Origin of the sequence: Microcystis wesenbergii NRERC-220 (assembly GCF_032027425.1) — a bacterium.
GTDB classification, from domain to species: domain Bacteria; phylum Cyanobacteriota; class Cyanobacteriia; order Cyanobacteriales; family Microcystaceae; genus Microcystis; species Microcystis wesenbergii_A.
Map to the genome: position 1 here is coordinate 2,980,359 of NZ_JAVSJA010000001.1, position 24,959 is coordinate 3,005,317.

General features: G+C 43.6%; 24 protein-coding genes and 1 pseudogene. 11 read left to right on the top strand and 14 right to left on the bottom strand.

Features of this window, described 5'->3' with window-relative positions:
* Positions 1-249: 249 nt before the first annotated feature.
* The 4 genes from epsC to RAM70_RS14805 form a co-directional block, all read right to left on the bottom strand.
* Positions 250-1,209: a serine O-acetyltransferase EpsC gene (gene epsC, locus RAM70_RS14790; protein ID WP_045356959.1), complete on the bottom strand. Its 960-nt coding sequence runs from the start codon at positions 1,207-1,209 to the stop codon at positions 250-252.
* Positions 1,206-2,186, bottom strand: coding sequence for a cysteine synthase A (gene cysK, locus RAM70_RS14795; protein WP_045356962.1), 981 nt, complete (start codon positions 2,184-2,186; stop codon positions 1,206-1,208). The genes epsC and cysK overlap by 4 nt, the downstream gene beginning before the upstream one ends.
* Positions 2,187-2,717: 531 nt before the next feature.
* Positions 2,718-2,927: a hypothetical protein gene (locus RAM70_RS14800; protein WP_072024758.1), complete on the bottom strand. Its 210-nt coding sequence runs from the start codon at positions 2,925-2,927 to the stop codon at positions 2,718-2,720.
* 43 nt (positions 2,928-2,970) lie between these two features.
* Positions 2,971-4,095: a type I restriction endonuclease gene (locus tag RAM70_RS14805; RefSeq protein WP_045356994.1), complete on the bottom strand. Its 1,125-nt coding sequence runs from the start codon at positions 4,093-4,095 to the stop codon at positions 2,971-2,973.
* Between the two features lie 204 nt (positions 4,096-4,299).
* Between RAM70_RS14805 and RAM70_RS14810 the strand changes: the two genes are divergently transcribed.
* Entirely contained in the window at positions 4,300-4,749 is a 450-nt protein-coding gene (locus RAM70_RS14810; protein ID WP_045356997.1) for a DUF29 domain-containing protein, read from the top strand.
* Between the two features lie 12 nt (positions 4,750-4,761).
* On the top strand, positions 4,762-5,511 hold the full coding sequence (locus RAM70_RS14815) for an amino acid ABC transporter ATP-binding protein (RefSeq protein ID WP_190381608.1): 750 nt from the start codon (positions 4,762-4,764) through the stop codon (positions 5,509-5,511).
* Between the two features lie 18 nt (positions 5,512-5,529).
* On the opposite strand, the gene RAM70_RS14820 is transcribed toward RAM70_RS14815, so the two are convergent.
* The 4 genes from RAM70_RS14820 to RAM70_RS14835 all read right to left on the bottom strand — a co-directional run bounded on the left by RAM70_RS14820 (position 5,530) and on the right by RAM70_RS14835 (position 13,043).
* The gene (locus RAM70_RS14820; protein WP_312674375.1) at positions 5,530-7,095 is read right to left on the bottom strand and encodes a cation:proton antiporter; all 1,566 of its coding nucleotides are present in this window, start codon (positions 7,093-7,095) and stop codon (positions 5,530-5,532) included.
* Positions 7,096-7,152: 57 nt separating this feature from the next.
* Entirely contained in the window at positions 7,153-10,455 is a 3,303-nt protein-coding gene (locus RAM70_RS14825; RefSeq protein ID WP_312674377.1) for an efflux RND transporter permease subunit, read from the bottom strand.
* 6 nt (positions 10,456-10,461) lie between these two features.
* Positions 10,462-11,661, bottom strand: a complete 1,200-nt coding sequence (locus tag RAM70_RS14830; RefSeq protein ID WP_045357006.1) for a membrane protein — start codon at positions 11,659-11,661, stop codon at positions 10,462-10,464.
* A gap of 248 nt (positions 11,662-11,909) precedes the next feature.
* Entirely contained in the window at positions 11,910-13,043 is a 1,134-nt protein-coding gene (locus tag RAM70_RS14835) for a glycosyltransferase (protein WP_287999234.1), read from the bottom strand.
* A gap of 293 nt (positions 13,044-13,336) precedes the next feature.
* On the opposite strand from RAM70_RS14835, the gene RAM70_RS14840 reads away from it, so the two are divergent.
* The 4 genes from RAM70_RS14840 (at position 13,337) to plsY (ending at position 16,431) form a co-directional block, all read left to right on the top strand.
* Positions 13,337-13,516, top strand: a complete 180-nt coding sequence (locus RAM70_RS14840; protein ID WP_002798263.1) for a hypothetical protein — start codon at positions 13,337-13,339, stop codon at positions 13,514-13,516.
* A 385-nt stretch (positions 13,517-13,901) separates the two neighbouring features.
* Positions 13,902-14,927 (top strand): ABC transporter ATP-binding protein, encoded by a 1,026-nt coding sequence (locus tag RAM70_RS14845; protein ID WP_312674382.1) that lies wholly within the window; start codon positions 13,902-13,904, stop codon positions 14,925-14,927.
* Positions 14,928-15,009: 82 nt separating this feature from the next.
* Positions 15,010-15,705, top strand: coding sequence for a 3-oxoacyl-ACP reductase FabG (fabG, locus tag RAM70_RS14850; RefSeq protein WP_002798601.1), 696 nt, complete (start codon positions 15,010-15,012; stop codon positions 15,703-15,705).
* A 69-nt stretch (positions 15,706-15,774) separates the two neighbouring features.
* The gene (plsY, locus tag RAM70_RS14855) at positions 15,775-16,431 is read left to right on the top strand and encodes a glycerol-3-phosphate 1-O-acyltransferase PlsY (RefSeq protein ID WP_045357015.1); all 657 of its coding nucleotides are present in this window, start codon (positions 15,775-15,777) and stop codon (positions 16,429-16,431) included.
* 338 nt (positions 16,432-16,769) lie between these two features.
* Here the strand turns inward: plsY and RAM70_RS14860 are convergent, their stop codons facing one another.
* Positions 16,770-17,327, bottom strand: a complete 558-nt coding sequence (locus RAM70_RS14860; RefSeq protein WP_312675939.1) for a glycosyltransferase family 4 protein — start codon at positions 17,325-17,327, stop codon at positions 16,770-16,772.
* Here RAM70_RS14860 and RAM70_RS14865 point away from each other — a divergent pair.
* The 3 genes and pseudogenes from RAM70_RS14865 (at position 17,304) to RAM70_RS14875 (ending at position 18,438) form a co-directional block, all read left to right on the top strand.
* On the top strand, positions 17,304-17,744 hold the full coding sequence (locus RAM70_RS14865; RefSeq protein WP_312673834.1) for a helix-turn-helix domain-containing protein: 441 nt from the start codon (positions 17,304-17,306) through the stop codon (positions 17,742-17,744). The two genes, RAM70_RS14860 and RAM70_RS14865, sit on opposite strands and share 24 nt — an antisense overlap.
* Positions 17,690-18,175, top strand: a pseudogene (locus tag RAM70_RS14870) (IS630 family transposase); the annotation flags it as partial. The gene RAM70_RS14865 and the pseudogene RAM70_RS14870, both read left to right, overlap by 55 nt.
* 44 nt (positions 18,176-18,219) lie before the next feature.
* Positions 18,220-18,438 carry a transposase gene (locus RAM70_RS14875; RefSeq protein WP_376750919.1) on the top strand — a complete coding sequence of 73 codons (219 nt, stop codon included), beginning with the start codon at positions 18,220-18,222 and terminating at the stop codon, positions 18,436-18,438.
* Here the strand turns inward: RAM70_RS14875 and RAM70_RS14880 are convergent, their stop codons facing one another.
* From RAM70_RS14880 to RAM70_RS14890, 4 genes are read right to left on the bottom strand one after another with little or no spacing between them, the layout of a single operon-like run.
* Positions 18,439-19,167 (bottom strand): glycosyltransferase, encoded by a 729-nt coding sequence (locus RAM70_RS14880; protein WP_312674385.1) that lies wholly within the window; start codon positions 19,165-19,167, stop codon positions 18,439-18,441.
* Positions 19,168-19,173: 6 nt separating this feature from the next.
* Entirely contained in the window at positions 19,174-19,293 is a 120-nt protein-coding gene (locus RAM70_RS22990; protein ID WP_341853586.1) for a hypothetical protein, read from the bottom strand.
* 1 nt (position 19,294) lies between these two features.
* The gene (locus RAM70_RS14885; protein WP_312674387.1) at positions 19,295-19,675 is read right to left on the bottom strand and encodes a ribonuclease toxin HepT-like protein; all 381 of its coding nucleotides are present in this window, start codon (positions 19,673-19,675) and stop codon (positions 19,295-19,297) included.
* Positions 19,653-20,024, bottom strand: a complete 372-nt coding sequence (locus RAM70_RS14890; RefSeq protein WP_045357019.1) for a nucleotidyltransferase family protein — start codon at positions 20,022-20,024, stop codon at positions 19,653-19,655. Before RAM70_RS14890 ends, RAM70_RS14885 begins: the two co-directional genes overlap by 23 nt.
* A gap of 224 nt (positions 20,025-20,248) precedes the next feature.
* Between RAM70_RS14890 and crtH the strand changes: the two genes are divergently transcribed.
* Positions 20,249-21,760, top strand: coding sequence for a carotenoid isomerase (gene crtH / locus RAM70_RS14895; protein WP_045357023.1), 1,512 nt, complete (start codon positions 20,249-20,251; stop codon positions 21,758-21,760).
* Positions 21,761-22,040: 280 nt separating this feature from the next.
* Positions 22,041-23,720: an ABC1 kinase family protein gene (locus RAM70_RS14900; protein WP_312674390.1), complete on the top strand. Its 1,680-nt coding sequence runs from the start codon at positions 22,041-22,043 to the stop codon at positions 23,718-23,720.
* Between the two features lie 179 nt (positions 23,721-23,899).
* On the opposite strand, the gene RAM70_RS14905 is transcribed toward RAM70_RS14900, so the two are convergent.
* Entirely contained in the window at positions 23,900-24,958 is a 1,059-nt protein-coding gene (locus tag RAM70_RS14905) for a tocopherol cyclase family protein (protein WP_312674392.1), read from the bottom strand.
* Between the last annotated feature and the right edge of the window lies 1 nt (position 24,959).

Here is a 24,959-nt window from a genome sequence, read left to right on the forward strand (position 1 = left end):
ACTTTGTTCAGACGATAAATCCCCGCTTCAACGGGTAGCCAATGCAAGAGGCGAACGAACCACCGGGGCGAAATGGTCAATAACTGAGGAACGGTCTTCGTGGCATTGGCTAACTGCCGAGCGGCAGCATCTCCCAAAGCCAGTTGCAATTCATGATCTTGGCTATACGTCATCGAGTTAAACCCTCCAATTCAAAAAAAAGTAACAAAGCGACTCTCATGGCCGAACATTCACAGTCAGGACAGCACCTCAAATTCCAGAGCCGTCATCAAACATTTCCTGTCGTAGTTGAGCCTGGGAGACAAAACCCCCCGGCGGCACACTGCGGGTTAACCAAACATTTCCACCAATGGTTGCGCCCCGACCGATAGTTACCCGACCGAGAATCGTTGCACCTGAGTAAATCACCACATCATCTTCAATAATCGGATGACGGGGTTGACCTTTGATTAAACTGCCCGATTCGTCCCGGGGAAAGCTTTTTGCCCCGAGCGTGACCGCTTGGTAAAGGCGCACGCGGTCGCCAATCACCGTGGTTGCCCCAATCACCACCCCCGTCCCATGATCGATAAAGAAGCTATTGCCAATCGACGCACCGGGGTGAATGTCAATCCCCGTTAAGGAATGACCAATTTCACTGATAATCCGCGCCAACAGGGGCGAGTCCAACCGATACAGGGCATGGGCAATGCGGTGATAAGTGATGGCCGTTACCCCGGGGTAACAAAACAATACTTCATCTAAATTTCTGGCCGCCGGATCACCTCGATAGGCCGCGGTGATATCGGTTTCCAGCAGAGCCTTCAGATGGGGTAATTGAGTGGCAAAGGCTTGTACCGTTCCTTGGGCGTGCTTCTCAATCTGGTCTGACGACCAGTGCAACTGCGACCCCAGCAACCACTGTTCACGACAAACTTGGTGATGCAGCAGTTGTAGGACTTCATTGAGGGTATGACCGATAAAATAGCGGCTGGATGTTTCGCCTAAATCGGGATTACCAAAGTGATAGGGAAAGAGAACGGCGCGCAGTCGATCGACAATCCTAAATAAGGCCTCACGGGAGGGCAAGGGGAAATGGCTTCGTGATTGAGACCAACTGTGGAACGACTCGCCACGAGGTTGAGACAATTGAGTGATAATCTCATCGAGAGCCAAGGACAGGGGCGGTTGGGAGAGAGCGCCAGAACTGCTCGGATGCTCGCTCGTCATGCCACTAACCCTTGCTCATTAAATACCCCTTGGAACAGGATGGAACTCAAGTACCGTTCTCCGGAATCTGGCAAAATTACGACAATGGTTTTGCCTTGGTGTTCGGGTTGTTGTGCCAAGCGAGCGGCGACGGCGGCGGCGGCACCGCAGGAAATGCCGGAGATAATCCCTTCTTCCTTGGCCAATCGTTGGGCATAAAGAATGGCATCTTCGTTGGAAACGGTTTCAATCCCATCCACGAGGGATAAATCCAGAACTTCGGGAATAAACCCCGCCCCAATGCCCTGAATTTTGTGAGGGCCGGACTTTAAGGGCTGACCTGCCCGGGCTTGGGATAGTACCGGGCTGGCCTCTGGCTCCACCGCTACCGATAAAATCGGTTTTCCTTGGGTCTTTTTGATGTAGCGCGAAACTCCCGTAATGGTTCCGCCCGTTCCCACACCCGACACGAGAATATCGATCGCCCCATCTGTGTCCTGCCAAATTTCGGGGCCGGTGGTTTCCTCATGGATGCGGGGATTGGCAGCATTGCGGAACTGTTGCAACAACACATAGCGATCGGGATTAGACGCGGCAATTTCTTCTGCCTTTGCCACCGCTCCGGTCATGCCCTTGGTCCCTTCTGTTAACACCAGATTGGCTCCATAGGCGAGCAATAGTTTGCGCCGCTCCAAGCTCATGGTTTCAGGCATGGTTAGGGTCAGGGGAATCCCCTTGGCGGCGGCTACAAAGGCTAGGGCGATGCCTGTATTGCCACTGGTGGGTTCGACCAGTTCTTTGCCCGGCCCCAATAATCCCCGTTGTTCCGCATCCCAGATCATGGCCGCACCAATACGACATTTGACCGAATAGGCCGGATTGCGACCTTCAATCTTGGCCAGAACCGTGGCGTGACTGTTGCCAACGACTCGATTAAGGCGCACTAGAGGAGTCCGCCCGATCGACAAACTGTTATCTGCGAACCATTTCTTACTCACAAAATGGCAACTCCATGATTAAAATACGACAGTTCACCAGATTGGCTCATCTTGAATTCATTTGTAATTCATTCTGAATTTATTTGTAATTTATCCTAGCCGATGCACTATCAACCTCTGGTCAAGCTAAACAAATCTTTATAATTAAGGGGTGTAGGCGATCGCTGAGGTGGAAGAATCTATCCTGAATTATTCACCAATTGCCAAAACCCTGATTATGAGAGGGTCTCAAAAAACAGTCTGTTTTTTAGCTAGAGCCCTGAATGATTTTCCTAGCAAGGCTTTTGAGTATTTTCCCAAATTTTCATGAATAATACAGGCTATGAGGGATCTGGGCATAACTTTGGCGTTAAGTGGGTGGGTGGAATTAAATATAAGATGAACGTAGGTTGGGCTTCGGCCGTGAGCTTTTGCGTTCGACAAAAGCTCACGCCGAGGTCCGAACGGTTGAAGCATGAAACCCAACGCCCGCATAGTTTACGCTACCGCTAACCCATCCTACAAATAATTGTGCCTCCCTACTTATGCGGCCTAGGTTATCAGTGCCATGGCGAAGGGACTGCCTAGCAGTACGCCGCTCCAGAGGAAAGATTGAGTGATAAAATCGGCAGTAACGCCCAATTTTAGCCGAGAGTTTTCCCTTAAAAATCCCAACTTAGTAGATTGACAAAAATGAGATGCACCCCTATCCCTAGATAAAATTTTACAACCATAATCAGCGATTACTAAAAATGATATCATTAAAAACCCCTATCGGTCATTAAAGAGATAGGGGATAATTATTTTAGATACTTTCTGTTTTTTCTGACTTGCTTCTATAAGTATCTTGAGTCAGATAGCGGATACGAGATTTCAGAAATTCAGCGACTCCATAAATTTCATCAAGACTGTTTATATTAGTGGTTGCTTCTCTACCAGTTTCGACGTTATCGGGAATACTGATTGATTTCTTGCCAGTTCTTTCATGGAAGCGCAGACGACAGACTGTTTTAGTTACTTTTCCATCTAAGTTGATACCAAAATAACTTTTAGTGTCTTTGAATTGAATGCGTGCGGTATTGATTTCTTCCCGTAGAATTGATTTAATAATGTAAAATCCTTCCAATTCTTCGGGGGTCGTATTAATTTTATCTTCCCCTGTTTCTTCTGGTGGAGTATCTTCTGCTGCTGGTGTATCAGGAGGATTTGGTTCAGGTTCTTTTCCTAAGACTTCCTCAAATTTTTCTTTGATGATATCATTGATATACTCTTTGAGAGAACGCTTAATAATTTCTTTGAATTTTTCGACAACCGATGCAGTTTTCACCCCAGAATATACATGACTAACAAAAAACTTAACAAATTCGGGGGAAGGATCACTTAATTGCTGGGCAATCACTTTTTTAACTTCTTTGGTGTACAATAAATTGCGAGCAACCTCTCCTATTTCGTCAGAATTAAAGCTAGATTTAGAAAATCGTTTTAATTCGTTAACGGAAGAGTCGTCAAAGTCGAGGATGTTAAACTCAAAAAATGGCTTATCGTCCATGATATTATCCTTGACGATATCCGTATAAAACCGATAGATAATCCCATTAGTTAAAACTCCAAAGTTAGCTCCAGTTGCGTTAAAATATCGATGCAGTTGGGAACTATGTTTAGGATGCTCAAGATTTTGATGACAGCTTTTACATTCCATCAAAATAATCGGTTGATTGTCCAAACAAATAGCATAATCTACTTTTTCCCCTTTTAATCCAGTTAAATCGGCACTATATTCGGGGTGAACTTCCATGGGATTGAACACATCGTAACCCCATGCTTGCAAAAAAGGCATAATAAAAGCTGTTTTGGTTGCCTGTTCGTTTTGGATTTGAGAACGAGAGGTTTCAACTTTTTGAGCAATTTCTTTGAGTTTATCGATTTCCATGATAGCCTCATTATCTAGGATGTGTGGGTTATCTTCTCAGCCTAACCATAATTTAACCTTTTTTTTACCTCAGGGTCAAGCATTTTTTACTGTCATCATCATTGATTCACAAATATTTACACTAATACAGTGCCATCCGGATATTTTGTGCTATCATTTCTAGGAACGGGTTATTTTTCTTCTGTCGCCATTTTGTCAAAGACAATGCTTGCTTTAGAACAGCTTTATGAACGGGAGTATGATCGCTGGTTAATCGAGACGATCGAGTTATTAAAAAATCGCCAGTTTGATTGGGTAGATTACGAACATTTAATCGAGGAGTTGGCAGCTTTGGGACGAAGCGAAAAAACTGCTGTTAAAAGTTTAAGTTTACAAATAATAATCCATCTCCTAATCTATCAATTTTGGACAACAGAAAGAAAAAGAAATAGTAATCATTGGGCGGCAGAGATGATCACTGTTCGAGTACAATTAGAAGATAAGTTCACCACCAATTTAAGCAAATTTCTAGAACTAGAGTTGGAAAATATCTATGAAAACGCCCGCTTAATTGCCGAAAAAAAGACAGGATTAAAAAATTTACCGATAATTTGTCCCTACTCTCTGACACAAATTCTTGAGAAACAGTGGTTTCCCGATACAGATAATCAATAAACTCTCAAAAATATGGAATCTCACAACAGTGAACCGATTATAATTGCCGAAGCGGTGGAAAAATGGTACGATAACCGCTTTCATGCTTTACGGGGAGTCAATCTCACCGTTAATAAACAGGAAGTTGTCGTGATTATGGGTCCGTCTGGTTCGGGAAAATCCACCTTTATCCGCACTTTTAACGGGTTAGAATCCTATCAAAAAGGCCGCATTATTATTGACGGGATAACTGTTTCCCACAACCTGAAAAATATCGAGGCAATCCGTCAGGAAGTTGGCATGGTTTTTCAACAATTTAACCTATTTCCCCATCTGACGGTATTAGATAATGTCACCCTTGGTCCGATGTGGGTGCGCGGTTGGAAAAAAGCGCAAGCGGAGGAAATAGCGACAAAACTCCTCGAAAAAGTTGGTATTCTCGAACAAGCGCTTAAATATCCCCCTCAGTTATCGGGAGGACAACAGCAGCGGGTGGCAATTGTTCGCGCTTTAGCCATGCAGCCGAAGGTGATGTTATTCGATGAACCCACCTCAGCTTTAGACCCAGAAATGGTGCGAGAAGTCTTGGAAACGATGCAAAGTTTAGCCAAATCGGGGATGACCATGGTTTGTGTCACCCACGAGGTAGGATTTGCGCGAGAAGTGGCCGATCGAGTGGTATTTATGGATCAGGGTGTAATTTTGGAAATTGCCCCCCCAGCAGAATTTTTTAATAATCCTCAATCCGATCGAACTCAGCAATTTTTAGCAAAAATTCTTTGATTTCCCATGACTTGATCATTAAACCATCTCTTTTTCTTCTTCTACCTCGACTAAAAGGGGAACGAGATTTTCATTTAAACGACCGGCTCGAATTAATTCTGCGTAGGTATTAGCTTCTATATCGAGTAAAGTATCTTGAAATTGTTCGGCCACCACATCTTTTAATTGTGGATGTTCCTGTAGTAATTTTTGCAACTGATCTGCCAAGGACTTTAATTGTCCTTCCACCAGAGTTTTTTTATAGCGATAAAATTCGGGATCGATATCGGGAAAACGTTCTGGTTGTTGCAGATAATTGGCAACCCTAGTTAAGGCAATTTGACGAGCAATTAAGGCCGAATATTCGCTCCGAATCGGTTGATCACCGATAAGATTGAGGGCATTTAACAGCCATTGTATAGATAATCCTTGCACCAATAAAGTAAATAAAACCACCCCAAAAACCACGTCAATAATTTCTTGACGGTAGGGGATAGACGTAGGAACACTTAACGCTAGGGCGATCGAAACCGAACCGCGCAATCCTCCCCACCATAACACCGTTCTTTCCTTGAAACTGATCCTATTACCCGTAATTAGGTTACTAATTCCCCCTAGTCCAAAAATTGAGAACAGACGGGAAACCACCATAGCAGCGATCGCTATTAAAATCCCGGTTAAGTGACTACCAAGACTCTCAAAACGGGTTTGATCACCGATCAGTAAAAAGATGATGGAATTGACAAAAAAGGCGATAAATTCCCAAAATTCGCTAACTACTAGGCGCGTGCGGGGACTCATACCAATGCGCGAACCGAGATTACCGAGAATAATCCCGACAATCACCACCCCAATCACACCAGATCCGCCTAATTTTTCCGTGACGAGATAGGTTCCGTATGCAGAAACTAGGGTGAGAGACTGTTCCACGAAAGGCAGATCGAAGCGTTGGGTAAGGTAGGAAATGCCGAAACCGATCACGCAACCGACACCGATGCCAATCCCCACAAAGGTGCAGAAACGAGCGATCGTCACGGGAATTGAGAAGGTATCGACTCCCAAGGGAATCCCCACCAAGAGGACGAAAGCCACCACAGCGACCCCATCATTAAAGAGACTTTCCCCTTCCATCAGGATCGTCAGTTTTTTACTGGCCCCCAATTCTTTAAATAGGGCAATCACAGAGACGGGATCGGTGGCAGCTAGGGCAGCACCCAAGAGAAACGCGATCGATAGGGGTAAATTAGCAAAGATATGTAGGGGATAGGCGACTCCCAAAACGGAGATAATTACCCCGATAACGGCAAAAAGGACGATAGTAACCCAATATTCCTTTAATTTAGCCCAAGGAATATTCCAAGCGGCTTCAAAAAGGAGGGGAGGCAGAAAAATTTCCAGAATTAATTCTGGGGAAAGATTAACTAGACGCAAATCTAAAAAAGCTAAACCCATACCGACAATAACTAACAGCAGGGTGTAGGGAATTTTGCGGAGGAAGGCAACGGTTCTCGATAAAGTGGCGACACTCAAGGAAATGGTCAAAACCAGCAGGAATTGCTCTAAATTATGAGCGATCGCCTCATTAGCAGTGGATTCTAGACTCATTATTTTCAGTTATCAGTTATCAGTTATCAGTTATCACTGAAAAAGTCTCCTAACACCCTAGTCATTCGGGGACTGAGGAGAGATTTTCAAAGAGGAAATGGCCCCTTCTTCTATGGGGGTTTCTGATGTATTCCTTTCCCCATCGAGAGAAGGGGTTTTTTTGCCGCCAGAACCGCCACTTTTCGGGGGTTTCGAGGAGAGGAATCGGGCCTCGAACTGTTTGATCAGCACATACAACACCGGGACGAGAAATAAACTCAACACCGTGGAAATCAGATAACCGCCTAGGATTGCAGTTCCCAGAGACCAACGACTCATCGCCCCGGCGCCGGAAGCGATAACCAAGGGCAAGAAACCGACTAAACCGGAAATAGCCGTCATCAGAATCGGTCTTAAGCGTTCCGTCGAGGCCCGGGCTGCCGCATCGGGAATACTTAAACCCAAAGTACGGGACTGGTTAGCGAATTCCACGATCAAGATGGCATTTTTAGCCGCTAAACCGATCAACATGACCAAAGCCACCTGAGCATAGATGTTATTATTCACCGTCGGGAAGAGACTACCCACTTGTAGGAAATTCGCCCGCAACAGTAAGGCCCCCATGGCACCTAGGATCGCTAGGGGAACGGTAATCATGATGATAATCGGGTCGATATAGCTTTCGTACTGGGCTGCGAGTACGAGGAAAACCACGACAAAGGCTAATCCGAAGATAATTGGGGCAGCCCCGGCGGAAGTTTTTTCTTGGAAAGCCGTACCCGTCCAAGCGTAACCGAAACCGGGCTGCAGGACTTTCCGACAAACATCTTCCATCACTGCGATCGCCTGTCCCGTACTAAAACCGGGGGCGGGACTACCCTGAACGTTAATCGAGGGATAGAGGTTAAAGTTAGTGATAATCGGTGGATAGGTGAAGCGTTTGACGCTAACTAAACCCGATAGGGGAATATTGGCCCCGGTACGGGAACGGACGTAAAGACGGTTAATATCTTCAGGATTAGAACGATAATCCGCTTCTGCTTGGGCAAAGACTCGATACAAGCGATCGCCTAAGACGAATTGGTTGACGAAGTTGGAACCGAGATAGGTTTGCAGGGTACCGAAAACGGCCTGCATATCGACGTTTTGCGCCTGTAGCTGGTTGCGATTGATGGAAAGTTCCAGCATCGGCGTGTCGGTGGTAAATTGGGTGAAAATTCCCGATAATTCTGGTCTTGTTCGGGCCTCGGCCATGACTTTATTAGCGTTGGCAATCAAAGCGTCCATGGGGAAAGAAGCGCGGTTTTGGATAAATAACTCGAAACCGCCGGTAGAACTTAATCCATCCACGGGGGGCGCATTAACGGCGAAAGCGCGAGCATCTGGGACTTTAGTGGCTAATTGTTGGTTAATTTTCCGCAGAACCCCGAAAACCGACTTATCTTCCCCGGGCCGTTCCGACCATTCTTTTAACTTGACAAAAAATAGCCCTTGGTTGCTGCCACTTCCGGCAAAACTAAAGCCCGCCATACCGACAAAGTGTTCGATTTCTTCGATACCGTCGAGAATTTCTTCGTTAATCTGACGGATAACCTGGTCGGTGTAGCGCAGGGAAACCCCGGGGGGTGCTTGCACCAAAACGAAGGCATAACCTTGGTCTTCTTCGGGGATAAAACCCTGGGGAGTGGTATTGTAACTCCAAGCTGTGAGAAAGAGGGCGGCGATAAAAAAGGGTAAAACCAGAAACCGGATGCGGATCAGAAATTCGATCGAGCGTCGATAGCCCTCTTTAACTGCGTTGAAACCCCGATTAAAGCCCTCGAAAAACAGTCCCAAGGGTCCGCGGGTGCCTTGGGGCGGTTTCATGATAATCGCAGACATGGTGGGGGAAAAACTGAGGGCGTTAAAGGTGGAGATCAGAATTGAAGCGGAGATGATGACGGCAAATTGTCGATAAACGATCCCCACCGTACCGGGGAAGAAGGTGACGGGAATAAAAACCGCAAATAGTACAAGAGAACTGGCAATTACCGCCGAGGTTAACTCACCCATGGCATCGAGGGAAGCTTGAAATGGCCGCATTCCCTGTCGTAATTTTTCCGATACCGCCTCTACAACCACGATGCCGTCGTCCACCACTAACCCGGTGGCCAGAATGACGGCAAACAAGGAGAGGTTATTGAGAGAATAGCCTAAAGCGAGGGCGACGGCCATGGTTCCGATCAAAGATACGGGAATAGCGATCGCTGGAATGATCGTGGTGCGCCAATCCTGAAGGAAGATAAAAATCACTAGAATAACCAGTAAAATCGCCTCCACCAGAGTGCCAAGGGCTTCTTCTAGGGAAGCGGCGACAAAGGCGGTATTATCGAGGGTAATGGCGATATTTAACCCCGGGGGGAAACTTGGTTCTAGTTCCGCCATTTTTTCTTTTACCAGTTTGGCGGTATTCCAAGCGTTGGAACCGGGTAACTGATAGACGATATAGACGACGGCGGGGGATTTGTCGAAATAGGCGGCGGTACTGTAGCTTTCGGCTCCGATTTCTGCGCGTCCTACGTCTTTAATGCGGATTAAATCGCCATTTTCCCCGACTTTGACGACGATATTTTCTGCTTCCTCCCCGGTGGCAACCCTACCAACGGCGCGAATGGCGATCTGGAATTGCTGCTCTTCGGGACTGGGATCACCGCCAATTGTCCCCGCACCCACCTGAATATTCTGTTCTCGGATTGCCTGTACTACTTGTTCCGCCGATACGCCCCTAGCGGCTAAAGCATCGGGATTAAGCCAAAAACGTAGGGCGTATTCCCTCTCCCCGATGATTGTTGTACTACCAACTCCCTCGATCCGACGAATCTCGGCATCGATGACCCGATCGACAAAGTTACTTAAAAAGACCGTATCGTAGGGATAATTGCCCTTTTCGTCCGGTTTGGCGGAAATCCCGTAGGCAAGGGTAACGCTGGGGGATTGGGTATTGGTAGTCACCCCCTGCCGGTTCACTTCTTCCGGTAAACTAGCGGCGGCGGTACTGACGCGGTTTTGTACCAAGACTTGGGCAATGTTACGATCCATTTCTACCGGGAAAAAGACATTCACCGTACTTTGTCCGGTGTTGGTACTCTGGGACTGCATATAAACAATCTGTTCTGTCCCGTTAATCTGGCGATCGAGTACCGTGGTAACGTTATCCTGTACGGTTTTGGCATCGGTTCCCAAATAGTTGGCATTTACCGCTACCTGAATAAATGCCAACTGGGGCAGTTTTTCTAGGGGTAAAAAGGGAACAGCGATCGCTCCGATCAAAACGATTAAAATCGAGCAAACTGTGGTCAGAACGGGTCTTTTAATGAAAGTATCGGCAATACTAAGGATCATAGGGCGTTACTGGTTCATCTTTTCTAGGATAGTTGCGGCGGTGGGAGATTTACGAGTCAGATAATTAAATATTAATAGTTTAAAGATGGTATCTAGGATAACGGGAACCGTGGCCACAAACAAGCTAATAAATGTAATATTCTCGCGCCAACCAAAGTGCCGGAACAAAGTTTCTAAGATTACCGTCCAACCCTCCGCCGAGTGAAACCCGACAAATATATCGGTAAAGAGAATAAAGATAAAGGCTTTGGTTATATCATTTAAGCTGAGAAAATAACGACTAACATAAGCTCGCGTAATTGCCAATTGTTGACGACCAAAAATTAAGATGGCGATAAAGGCTATTAATCCAGTGATATCGGATAGTAAGTTTTTCCAACCATCTTGACTTTCATAACCCGCTTCTTTAAATAATTCCTGCACCTGTTCCCGAAAATTTTCTTCTGATTCATGCCCTGCTTTTACTACTCCTAAAACGTGCTTGATTTCTTCAATTTCTTGAAGTCTAGCAAATTCCCTGAGATATTTTTCGCCAATTTCCTGAGAAATATAAACTTCTGATATTTTCGCTCTATCCACACCAAAATAGTTTAAAATAGGGCTAAAGACGAAGTTTCTACTAATAACCTGCACCAAGAGAGGAACTAAAATAATAATCAGGATAAAACGAATGGCAATCCGTTGCTGTTGTCGCAGGGTACGGAGTTGTTTAATAACGGTTTGTTCGTATTCTGGGGTTAATTCTTGCTGGAAGTTAAAAAATTTATTACCGGTTGCAGGAGAAATTGTCTGGTTAGTTTTATCTCTGGAGGTATCACCAGTGAGATTCGCTTTAGGCAGATTTGGGGTTTGATTATTCGGTAATGGGGGCAGCAATTCCTCTAAGTCTAGGCGATATTTACCGATAATATCCTCGATCACCTTTAAAGTCTCTAGGATGTTATTATTTTCTGGGTTAGTTTGCGGATTGATAAAATTACCCAGACGCACTTGAGTTAAATCGAGACGTATCTGTAATAATTCTCGTTCTAGGGTACTTTGAAAGTAATCATAAACACTTTTTCCTCCCAGGGCAGCCGGGGAAATTTTTTGTCCCCCAAAATGTTTATCTTCGATCGCTTTAATTTTGAGCGCTCTCTGATAAGCTGATTCTAGGGCCCCTAAAGAGCGTTTTTCTACCCATTGATTAACTCGATTCCAAGGCACGGCTATAATCCTCGCTTTTCTGTCATCACAAGCACCACGATAAGCTATCAGCGTTGGCTAGATCTCAACTTTAGAGAAATATCCATAATATTACATTTTGGGCGCATTGGCTGCGTCCTCATCATTGGGGAAATACAGAGTTTCTCATCAAGATAAAGTGTAACCTAATTTGTTATCGACGACCGATGACCGACTCCCTCAAACGAAAACCTCGTAGCTCACCATTAAGATAACTGCTCTAATTAAAGTTAGCAATAATTTTTAGATATTGAATGTTCCTCGACAAATAAACTATAGTTACTTTGAAAGATTTCAGGAGTAAATTTATTAGCCTGTTGCCGACAATCTTCCGGGTCAATTTTATCCGCATGATCGACAAAATATTTAACCGCTTCCTGCAAGGATTGGGGATTTTGTTCCCCAAAAAGTAATCCTGTTCCCTGGGGAGAATTTTCCCGCAGATCCCGCACGGTTTCTAAAGCACCTCCGGCAGCAAATGCAATCACGGGAGTACCACAAGCTTGCGCTTCCACTAAAGCAATACCAAAATCCTCACAAGCAGCGTAAATAAACGCTTTTGCTTTCGACATATATTCTGCTACCATTCGATCGGACACTGCCCCTAAAATCTGAATATTATCCTTGGCTAACTGTCGGATTAAAGCCATCTGTGGACCATCTCCAATAACCACTAGGGGTAATCCCAATTGATTAAATGCTTCCACAATTAAAGGGACTTTTTTATAACTAACCAAACGAGAGACTACTAAATAAAAATCTTCTTTTTTCTCTTGGTAGGGAAAACGCTCAATTTGTACGGGAGGATAAATAACTTTTGCCTCCCGTCGATAACAGCGCCAAATTCGTCTAGCGGTGTGGTGGGAATTAGCCAGAAAATAGTCCACACGATTAGCAGAAATCACATCCCACTGACGCAACCCATGCAAGAGATAACGGGTGAAAATACCGGGTAATCCTCGTCCTAACTTACTATTAGCCAGATAGTCAAAAGTTAAATCCCAAGCATAACGCATCGGAGTGTGACAATAACAAATGTGAACCTGATCCGGTCGAATTAAAACCCCTTTAGCCACACAATGGGAGGAGGATAAAATTACATCGTAATCCTCTAAATTTAACTGCTCGATCGCCAGGGGAAGAAAAGGTAAGTATTTTTGTACGCCATTTCTCGCTTTCGGGAAATTTTGCAGAAAAGTTGTCCCGATCGAGCGACCATAGAGATAACTATCGGGATTAGTGGACTCAAAATCGATCAAAGCGTATAAATCCGCCTCTAGACATTGTAAAATCTCCTTAACCACTAATTCTGATCCCCCCGTCGCCTTTGGGGTTAACCACTCGTGAACCAGAGCGTACTTCATAGGATAATCAATAATCTCAGCCGTAATTATAGCAGTAAGGGATCGGCAGTTTAAGAGTTTACTTTCTGGCTTTCCGTTCCCTAAAATTACCGACACTTATCTGATCAAGGCAAAAAACACTAGAAAGAAATTATTAAATTTTTCAAGAAAAATTGCAAAGTTTGGTAAAAATTACTAGCCAGATCAGATTAGCGACTCCATAATGGGGATCAAGGAAAAAATAGGCTTAAACCGATTGGGATCAAGAAAAACTAGCTTTATATAGAGAAGATAACTAATTAACGAGGTTTGCTATGATCACCCTGCAACAAGTGCGCTGTCCTAATTGTGGAAATTTTGCCGAAAGACAGCATATTTTAGAACACCATCTCGTTAGCACCGCCTGTTCTCATTGTGATTATCTGTTAATTAGTTGCAGTCTGACGGGAAATGTACTAGAGTGCTATGCGCCTGGTATTGGTTTAAGAAGTTAACTAAGGGAGAGATTCTGGAGACAAGAACAGAAATTAAATAGGGCTGGCTGAAAAAGTTTTATACAAATATAAGTAGTCGTGCAAAATAAATTTCCTAGTGAAGATAGGCAAAAGGCACTCATGCAAGAGGCAAGAGGTGGTTAGATATGTGTAATTAATTTTGCTTAGGTACTTATTAACAACTGGCTGTAAGCATCTCACGGAAAAACTAATGCGCTCCGGGTTGTGGGGGTTCTACCCCCCAAAAGCTGGGATTGAATGATAAAATCGCAAGTAACGCCCAATTTTAGCCGAGAGTTTCCCCTTGAAGTGGGGAATCTGGGTTAAAATAGACCGAGAAAGTTAACAAAAAAATTGTCTCGCTCAAGTGGGCGAAAATCAGCTTATGACCCTTGCGGTGGCGATCAAAAAGTTAAAAAAATCCTACGGTCAGACGGCAGCGGTTAAAGATATCTCCTTTACCGTGGCAGCGGCAGAAATCTTCGGTTTACTCGGTCCCAATGGTGCGGGGAAAACCACCACGATTCGCTGTCTTTGTACCCTTGCTAAACCCGATGGCGGCAAAATCGAGGTGGGGGGTGTCGATGCCCTGAATAACCCCAAATCCGCCCGTAAACGCCTGGGTTACGTTGCCCAAGAAGTCGCCCTCGATAAAATGCTTACGGGCCGGGAACTGTTGCAACTACAAGCGGCTCTGTATCACATTCCCGCTCAAAAGTCAAGAGAGCGCATCAAAGAATTAATAAATCTTTTAGGATTAGAGGAATACGCCGACAAAAAAACGGGGACCTATTCCGGCGGCATCAAAAAACGGCTGGATTTAGCGGCGGGATTACTGCATCAGCCGGAAGTTTTGGTGCTGGATGAACCGACTGTGGGACTCGATATCGAAAGTCGTTTGATTGTCTGGGATTTTCTGCGACAATTGCGGGCGGCCGGAACCAGTGTGTTAATTACCAGCCATTATCTCGAAGAAATTGACGCCTTGGCCGATAACTTGGCAATTATCGACAATGGTATCGTCATCGCTCGCGGTACCCCCTCACAACTGAAGGAGCAACTGGGCGGCGATCGCATTACCCTAAAAGTGCGAGAATTTTCCCCAGAGGAAGAGGCCCTAAAAGCGAAGGAGTTATTATCCCGTCTGCCTTTTGTCGAGGAAGTGATAGTTAATACCGCCCAGGGGAACTCCCTTAATCTCATCGTGGCGGCGAATAGCAATCCTTTAAGCAAAATTGAACAAACCCTAGCCGAATCGGGATTACCCGTGTTCAGCATGGCCCAATCCCGTCCTAGTCTCGATGATGTCTATCTAGCGGCCACCGGACGCACCCTGATGGATGCGGAAATTGCCGCCGCCAGCAGTCGCGACCTGAAGGCGGAGAAAAAACAAGCGATGAAGGAATCCTAGTTCAGGGAGAAAGGCTGTAATATTGCCTAATTGACTGGTTAAATCGTCTATAATTGGAGCGATCGACTATCTATCAATCAATATGAAAGATAAACGGGTATTGCTGACCGGCGGTACGGGAGGACTGGGTTTAGGAGTCACTCCGGCGGTTTTACACCATGGCGGTCATCTGACCATGACCTATCGGGAGGAAAGGGAGGTGGGTCGTCTGAAATCTCGGCTGAGTGCGGCGGAATTTGAGCGTATTCGCTTTGTCAGGGTGGATTTAACCCAAGAAACTGCCGTGGCTAGATTAATTGATGATCTCGGTCGGGTCGATGTTTTAATTCATCTAGTCGGGGGTTTTACCATGGGGGCGACGGAGGAGTTTAGCTATGAAGATTGGCTAAAAATGTTCGATTTAAACCTCCATAGCACTTTTTTACTGTGTAAACACTGTTTACGCTCGATGAAACTTCATAATTATGGTCGTATCGTCACTATCGGTTCTCGTGGTGCCGTACAACCGGGGGCAAATTTGGCCGCCTATTGTGCCTCGAAAGCGGCGGTAGTGGCTTTAACCCAAGCGATCGCAGAAGAAACCAAACAGACTAATATTACTGCTAACGTGGTTTTGCCCAGTATTATTGACACTCCGGGCAACCGGGAAGCGATGGGAGAGGCAAATGCCAAGGACTGGGTAAGTCCCCAATCTCTAGCCGAGGTGATCTGTTTTCTAGCGGGGGAAGGGGCGAAAGACTTGCGCGGGGCGGCAATTCCCGTCTATGGTTCCCTGTGAGTGTTTTTTTGTCTTCGGGCTGATACACTGATAACGGCGCTCGCTCTTGCTAAAAATTGGGGTTAATTTATGCTTATTCCGATTCTTATCAGTCTTACTATCTTACTTTTATCCTATCTGCTCGGTTCGATTCCCACGGGTTATTTAATCGGTAAATACAGCAAAGGTATCGATATTCGTGACTATGGTTCCGGTTCCACTGGGGCCACCAATGTGTTGAGAACTCTGGGAAAAACTGCCGGGGCGACGGTGTTATTAATTGATATGTTAAAAGGAATGGCGGCGGTGGCCCTGGTACGAGGACTATATTTTATTGATATCAATCCTCTCCCAGAAAGTTGGTATTACTGGTTAATTATTGGGGCAGGATTGGGGGCAGTCATCGGTCATAGTAAATCGATTTTCTTGAATTTTAGCGGGGGTAAATCCGTCGCCACCAGTTTAGGGGTTTTATTAGTGATGAATCCCCTAGTGGCTTGCGGAACTTTGGCGAGTTTTTTGGTTATGCTCGCACTTTTCCGGATTGTTTCTTTAGGTTCGATTATCGGGGCGCTGGTGGTGAATATTTTAATGGTTGTTTTGGGTCAACCTCTCCCCTATATTTTATTTAGTTTGATGGGGGGAATCTATGTGATTGTTCGTCATCAGGGTAATATTAAAAGATTGTTGGCAGGGACGGAACCGAAAATAGGCCAGAAAGTACAGCCATCATCGGAAGTAGGTTAAATAAGTAGTCGTGCAAAATTAATTTCCTAGTGAAGATAGGCAAGAGGCAAGAGGCAAGAGGTGGTTAGATATGTGTAATTAATTTTGCTTAGGTACTTAATTTTTTCAAGTCAGAATAACCACTGTCAAATAAAGTTGACGGTTCGGAAAAAAAAGTCAATTTAAATGGATTAAATCTCTTGCCCTTAGTCGGTGGTAAGCTGAACGCTGATCATTTCTTTTATCAATATTCGAGAGGCGGAAAGATAGCGAGGAGATCATGGTTCGATGCCATAATTTCTAGACTTGTTCATTTATTGGTTAACTTATCAGTGAAAGATTGTGTTTTTTGACTTAACTTATTTAGCTAGTAAATCTCGATAAATTTGCTCAGTTTTTTCTGCTAATCGTTGCCAAGTGAATTTTTCTTCTACTTTTCTTTGACCGGCTATTCCGAGACTAGCGGCTAAATTATTAGCTAATAATACTTGACAAATTGTCTCGGCTATGGATTGAGATTCTTGGGGGACTAAAAAGCCATCAACCCCTTGAGAAATAACCTCAGCAACCGCAGGAATATCACAACCGATGACGGGTTTAGCAAAACTCCAAGCTTCTGTATAAACTCCCCCAAAACTTTCTTGGGTTGAAGGCACACAGAGGAGAGTACAAGCAGCCAAAGCGTCGGTTTTGGTCTGTAAATCCACACTACCTAAACGAATGATTCTATGGTCTTGATATTGGGCATAAATCTGTTCAGAATTGCCCACACTTGGACCGACAAAAACAAATTTCGTTTCGGGGATTTTTTGCCAAATTTGACTAGCTGCTTGTATAGCAAAGAGCGGGATAGTTAGGACATAATAGAGAAAAAGAAATGAGGAGAAGCTTTCATGGCAGCACCCTATAGTGATGATTTAAGACAGAAAGCAGTGAGTGCCGTAGAGCGAGGGGAGAAAAAAAGCCATGTCTGTCGCACCCTCAATATTAGTCGTAATACATTAGACATCTGGCTGAAACGGAAGAAACAAACTGGGACGGTGGCCGCTAAAACTAACTATCGTCGAGGGCCGAAGCCCAAAATTGACGATTTAGAAGCCTTTCAAAAGTTGGCCGAACAATATGGGCATTTGACCCAAGAAAAAATGGCGCAAAAATGGGCTAACCCAGTCAGTAGGATGAGAATTGGTCAAGCGCTCAAAAGAATTGGATTTACTAGAAAAAAAAAACTTATGGCTACAGAGAAAGAGATGAAGAAGCCCGAAAAGAGTTTCTCCAAAAAATCAGAGGTTATGCCCCGGAAAGATTTGTCTATATTGATGAAGCTGGAATAGATAACACCATCGATTATCCTTATGGATATTGTCACAAATCAGAAAGATTTGAGGCTTTAAAGTTAGGTCACTGTAGCGAACGAGTTAGTGTGATCAGCGGTTGGTGGCGTGGTTCCACGATCGCGCCAATGGTGTTTGAGGGGTACTGTAATACAGAGTTGGTGTGTGAGTGGATAGAACAATTGCTATTACCCGAACTACTACCCGGTCAAATTATCATCATTGATAACGCCAGTTTTCATCCCAAAGAGAGAATCAAAAAATTGTTAGCTAAAGCGGGATGTGAAGTGCTATTTTTACCCGCCTATTCTCCAGACCTCAACAAAATTGAAAAGTTCTGGGCTAGATTGAAAAACTATGTTAGTCAGATTATCAATGATAGTGAAAACCTTGTGGATGCTGTGAGTAAAGCCTTCAGGCATCTGTCCTAACTAACTCGTTCTATGCCATATTACCCGAACTACTACCCGGTCAAATTATCATCATTGATAACGCCAGTTTTCATCCCAAAGAGAGAATCAAAAAATTGTTAGCTAAAGCGGGATGTGAAGTGCTATTTTTACCCGCCTATTCTCCAGACCTCAACAAAATTGAAAAGTTCTGGGCTAGATTGAAAAACTATGTTAGTCAGATTATCAATGATAGTGAAAACCTTGTGGATGCTGTGAGTAAAGCCTTCAGGCATCTGTCCTAACTAACTCGTTCTATGCCATAGGAGTTGTTGATAACCTTTGTAGGGATAGTGTTGCCCCAAAAAAAGTACCATCGGTTCATTGATTTGATAACGTTGTTTAAAATCTTCGGGATCAGCATTAGCGGCAAGAATTGGACCGACTCCAGTGGTATGAATTTTGTCTTCTTTTACTCCTAATTTAATCAGGATTTGTTTTTCGCTATTGGTTAGGGTAATCACCGCATCAGCTAATTGATAAAGTTTAATATATTCTCGGTAGCGCCACCCCACCCACCGGGGATGATGCACAGGGGTAAAAACGAAGGGAATATCTAGTTTTTTAGCGATATTATAGGAAGCGTAACTGAGTCCCTCGCGACCAATTCTGACGTTATGAATTAAATCTTTATCTTGGGCATAATTAGTTAAATAACTCTCTAAAATATCGGCAATTTTGGGCAGAGCAAGAGACATTAAGGGATAATATATGGGCAGATAAGGTAAGAGTTTAAGTTTATCCTGAAGACTAATGCCAATTTGATGAACTGGAATATGATCAATTGTATAATTTTGAGTTTTTTGGGGTGCTTTCAGGGTGGTTCCTAGGAGCCAATCCGTGCGATTTTGGTTCCAGTGGGTAATAACTTGGATTGGGTGTTTTTGGTGCAGTTGTTGGGCTAAAAGATGTTGATGCAGTTGCGCTCCACCGATGGCAGGGGGGTAGGCTGTTAAGGTGTAAAGTAGTTTCATATCAGTTTAATTAAGACTGTCTGCTGTGGTTTTTAACCAAAGGATAAAACTATTAATATCTTCTTGGACTTCTAGCCATGTATTATAATAGTTATTAACCAGATTTTCTAATTTTTGTTTTTCCAATTCAACCCCGTATATATTGCAAACAACCTGCCGAAAGCTGAGGTATTTCATTAAGTTTATACACCGTATCTTCTCGTAATACAGCAGGACGATAATCTTGAGGTTTACTCATAGGATTTAATAGCCTTCTATGCCAGTCATAACTAGATGGTAAACCACCATTTAACTCAGAAGCGATAATTTGAAAAATTCGTTCACATCCTGTATAGAAGTTATGGAGTTTTAGGGCTAAACTTTCGGCACAAATATCGGCTAGTGCTGGGTTGGTTAGCATTGCCGCTTGAACTAAACGCATTGGGCTTTCTAGCTGATTTAATCTATTAACTTCCGGGGCAATATCAAGGGCGATTTCTTGTAATTCACTGGCACTCATCGGACGCATAAAGACATTCTCCTGTTTGCAAAACTCTTTTAAGGAAATGAGGTTCTAAGTCTTCTATAGGCTTTAAATCAATCTGGTGATCGCTAATTAAATTAACTTTTCCTAAAGCTTGAAAAAAACGTTCTGGGGGTATGCCAGCCACTGCTAGATCAATATCAGAAGTTTCCTGAAACTTACCTTTAACTAGAGAACCAAACAGGATAATTTTGGTAATTGGGAAATTTTCTTTTAGATAATCAATAACTGGCGGAAGCTTTTTCCTGGCTTCTTGGGCTAATTTTTGATTATATTCCTGCTGTTCTTTCTGGCGTTTTTGCCAGTATTCAAGATAGGGGTTACTTGCCGACATAATCATTATAGTATCGAGAATTTAGCTTAAGTTTCAAGCTCTTTTTCTAAGTTGCTGTAGATTTTTCTTGCCCTGTCTAAATTAATTTTCAATTGTCCATAATCAGTATTAGTGCCGTAGGCATATCGTCCGCCAAATTTTTTGCTCCCAAAAATTAGCCGATAACTGACCGCTAGTCAAGGGTTACAATGGAAGACTGAAACAAAAATTTATAAAGTTGGGTTATGAGTAATCAGTACGATGCGATCGTGATTGGGTCGGGAATCGGGGGATTGGTGACAGCGACGCAATTAGCGGCAAAAGGGGCAAAAGTCCTAGTTTTAGAGAGTTATCTGATTCCGGGGGGCAGCGCGGGTTATTTTGAACGAGAGGGTTATCGTTTTGATGTGGGCGCTTCGATGATTTTTGGTTTTGGCAAAAAGGGGACGACTAACCTCCTAACCAAGGCTTTGGCAGCGGTGGATATGAGTATCGAAACCATTGCCGATCCCGTCCAGATTCATTATCATCTCCCGGACGGATTAGACCTAAAAGTTCACCGCGACTACGAACAATTTTTACAGGAATTAATTAGCCATTTTCCCGCAGAAAAAACCGGTATCCGGCGCTTTTACGATGAATGCTGGCAGGTGTTTAATTGCCTCAATAGTATGGATTTACTATCGCTGGAAGAACCCCGCTATCTGACTAGGGTTTTTTTCCAGCATCCTTTATCCTGTTTGGGATTGGTCAAGTATTTACCCCAAAATGCGGGAGATGTGGCCAGAAAATATATTAAAGACCCGAAATTATTGAAATTTATCGATATGGAGTGTTATTGTTGGTCGGTAGTACCCGCCGATCGCACTCCGATGATTAATGCGGGAATGGTCTTTAGCGATCGCCATTACGGGGGAATTAACTATCCCCGGGGGGGAGTGGGACAGATTGCCCTCAAGTTAGTCGAGGGATTGGCAAAAGCTGGTGGTGAAATCCAGTATCAAGCGAGAGTAGCTGAGATTATTTTAGATGCAGGACGGGCGATCGGGGTAAGATTGACCAATGGTAAGGAATATTGCGCTAAAAAGATTGTTTCTAATGCCACCCGTTGGGATACCTTCGAGAAACTACTCCCCCCAGAATCTCTCCCCCGCAGCGAAAAAAATTGGCAAAAACGCTATCAAAAATCCCCCAGTTTCCTAAGTTTACACCTGGGAGTCAAGGCCGATGTGTTACCATCAGGAAGCGAATGTCACCATATTTTACTAGAAGATTGGGAAAATATGGAAGCAGAACAGGGAACTATCTTTGTTTCTATTCCTACCTTACTCGATCCCTCCCTAGCACCCCGGGACCATCATATCATTCATACTTTCACCCCTAGCTGGATCGATCAATGGCAAAAACTGCCCCCCCAAGAATATCAACAGAAAAAAGAGGCCGCCGCTAATCGTCTCATCGATCGCCTGAAAAAACTCTTTCCCAAACTAGATACAGGATTAGATTATATCGAAATTGGCACGGCTCGCACCCATCGCCGCTTTTTGAATAGAATCGATGGCACTTACGGCCCAATACCGCGAAGAAAGCTGTTAGGCTTGTTAGGAATGCCCTTTAATCGCACAGCTATTCCTAATCTTTATTGTGTGGGAGATAGTACCTTCCCCGGTCAAGGATTAAATGCGGTGGCCTTTTCCGGTTTTGCTTGCGGTCATCGTCTAGCGGTAGATCTGGGTTTACCCCGTCCCAGAGATTAAAAGCTGAAAATCAGGATTTTTACCAGCGAATTCTTAAACCGGAAGGGAATACTTGACAGCGTTTCTCAGATAGATGAGTTTTGGCGACTGGAATCCTTACTTGGGCAAGGTTTAATCCATACTTCATCTTTATGAGAAACCCTGTGGATCGGTTTTGCTGAAGGCCTCGGCAACTTATTTTAGAGGAATTACTCACCAATGCAGCCAATAGAAACCGATCACTGATAACTGATCACTGATAACTGATCACTGATAACTGATCACTGATAACTGATAACTGATGCTTACTCCCTTTGATTCCTCGAAATCTTTACATTGGCAGCAAAGCTTGCGATCACCAATTATTCGTCAATTGGAAATATTTAGCTTTACAATGCAGTTTTTGACTTTTTTGCTCTGGGATCGTTTAACGGGGGCTAATAGGGGCAAAAAACGGCAAAGGAGAGCGAAATGGTTAGTTGATCGCCTCATGAATTTGGGACCAACTTTTATTAAAATTGGACAATCTTTATCGACGCGAGCAGATTTAATTCCGCTCGAATATATCGAACAATTAACCAAATTACAGGATCGAGTTCCCGAATTTAATAGTCAAGAAGCGATCCGAGTTATTGAAACAGAATTAGGACAAACCATAGATAATTTATTTGAAAGTTTTACCGTATCTCCCCTCGCTTGTGCCAGTTTAGGACAAGTGCATCGAGCGCGGTTATTAAGTGGGGAAGAGGTCGTTATTAAGGTACAAAGACCGAATCTAGAAGGACTATTTAATCTCGATTTTGAATTGTTGCATCGTCTCACCCGTTGGTTGAATATTTTCCCCGGGGTGAAAAAATATAATTTAGAAGCTATCTATCAAGAATTCTTTGAGCTACTCTTTCAAGAAATCGATTATATTCATGAGGGCAAAAATGCCGATCGCTTTCGGGAAAATTTTAAGAATTATCCCCAGGTAAAAGTCCCTTTAGTTTACTGGCAATATACCACCCGCAAGGTCTTAACTTTGGAGTATGTGCCGGGGATTAAAGTCGATGATCGAGAGACTTTACTAGCTAATGGTATTAACGTAGATGGGATTATTCAACTGGGGATCTGTTCCTATCTCAAACAATTATTACAGGATGGTTTTTTTCAATCAGATCCCCATCCGGGTAATATGGCAGTTAGTCAGGAAGGGGAGTTAATTTTCTACGATTTCGGCACGATGTTCGAGGTAAAATCCGTCGCTAAAGATCAAATGATCGAAACCTTTTTCGCTGTCTTGAGAAAGGATACGGAAACAGTCTTAAAAACTTTGATGTATATGGGGTTAATTGAACCCGTTAGAGACCTGCAACCTGTGCGAAATATCGTGCAGTTTCTTTTGGATGAATTTCGCGATAAACCGGTAGATGTGAGGGCCTTTGAACAAATAAGCGATCAAGTGTATTTAATGTTTAAACAGCAACCTTTTCGCTTACCTCCCCAAATGACTTTTATTATTAAATCTGTCACTACTTTGGATGGGATTGCCCGCTCTTTAGATCCCCAGTATAATTTATTAGCAGCTAGTCAACCTTTTGTGAAAAGTCTAGCGGTATCAGGAGGAACTACCAAGACAATGCTTACCCTAGCTAATCAAGCACGCACTTTTCTTCAACAACAATGGCAAAAAGGTAATAAAAACGAAAGAATGCTCCGTCAATTAGAGGAAAAAATCGAGCGAGGAAATTTAGTTTTTCAAGTTAAGTCACGGGAAAATGAACGACTTCTGAAAAGAATTTATCTGGGAATTAAAGTATTAATTAATGTCTGTCTATTGGGATTTAGCATTGTCTCAGCCATATTTTTATTAGACACCAACTATAGTAAACTAGCTATTATTCCCTTCAGTTTAGCGGGGTTATTTGGTTTATTTTTTCTACGTTCTTCTATGGCTTTATTGATTCAGGAAAGATTAGATAAAATGTTAGATAAGTAAATAATTATCATCTTTATTAAGTAAGTGGTTATAATTAAATATCTAATTGCTGGTGTGGTGACAAGTTCCCCCGATTCCCTAGAAGCAAATTTATTTAAGGAAACGGTTAAAGTAATTAGCTGGTAAATCTAGCATTTTCTAGAGAATCTAGAGACTGCATCTCAATATGGTGATTTAAATCACTGTTTAATCCAAGCTGATAGCCAAATACCGCCAATTTCGAGACCAGCTAGACGACTAGAGGCATTTATAATGGTTTTACCACGACTATCAGCCAATTTTATCGATAATTTACCTTTGAGGGTATCTTGACAAGCAAAACAGAGACCTTTTTCCGTGGGTACACGCACGCGATCGGGAGGATGATCACTGATCCCGATTAAGACAATGGTATAATTCTCGTTAGTTGCCCTCATTTCCCAATATCCCCAGGGTTGCACTGTCCAAGTTAGTTGAGAATTCCAGATATCAAACTTATAAAAGCGATTTTGCCAGTGAATACCGATAATTCCCACCGATTCCGTCCAGTTGAGAACTTTTCGGGTAGAACCCACTGCGGTTAAGGTTAAATCGGGATTTTCAGGGAAAGCATTACAATTAATCCAAAACCACTTTTCGGGGAAAGAATAACCCCAATTTTTCTCGCTATAAAAAGGTACATTCTCAAATTGATAATTTTTTCCCCCATAGGTAATCATTCCCGTTGCTAAACCATGAGCAGTTAAAATCTGCCAACCTGGGTCAAAAATCGGTAAATAAGATAATATTCCTGCTGTTGCTTGGGGTGGACGCTTGTTATCTCCCCAACTGTACCTAGTTTCAACGCGATAATCCCATTGACAGATTTCTCCAGTGACAGGATCATAAATTCGTCCTTGCTGCTGGTTTGCCGTTGCTTGATAACCCTCTTGAATAGACTCAAAAAAAGCTGACGGGGAAAGAAGACAGGGACGGATTTTTAAGTTAGTTTTTCCCCAATGGATAATGGCTAATTCCTGACGACTTGCCCAAAATTTATCCGTATCGGGAAAAGTGCGACAAAGATAATTAGATTCTATGGCTAAAATTTGCACTGCTCCGCCGCTATTGACTTGACCGCCGCTTGGGTCTTGAATAGAATACATAAAGGCGAATCCGTCGGCTAATTGCGGAATCATGACTCGGAAGTACCAACCTTCAAAGAATCGAGGAGTGATACCATCCCAATGGTAGCCAGAATGAGGGGGTTGTGAAGACATC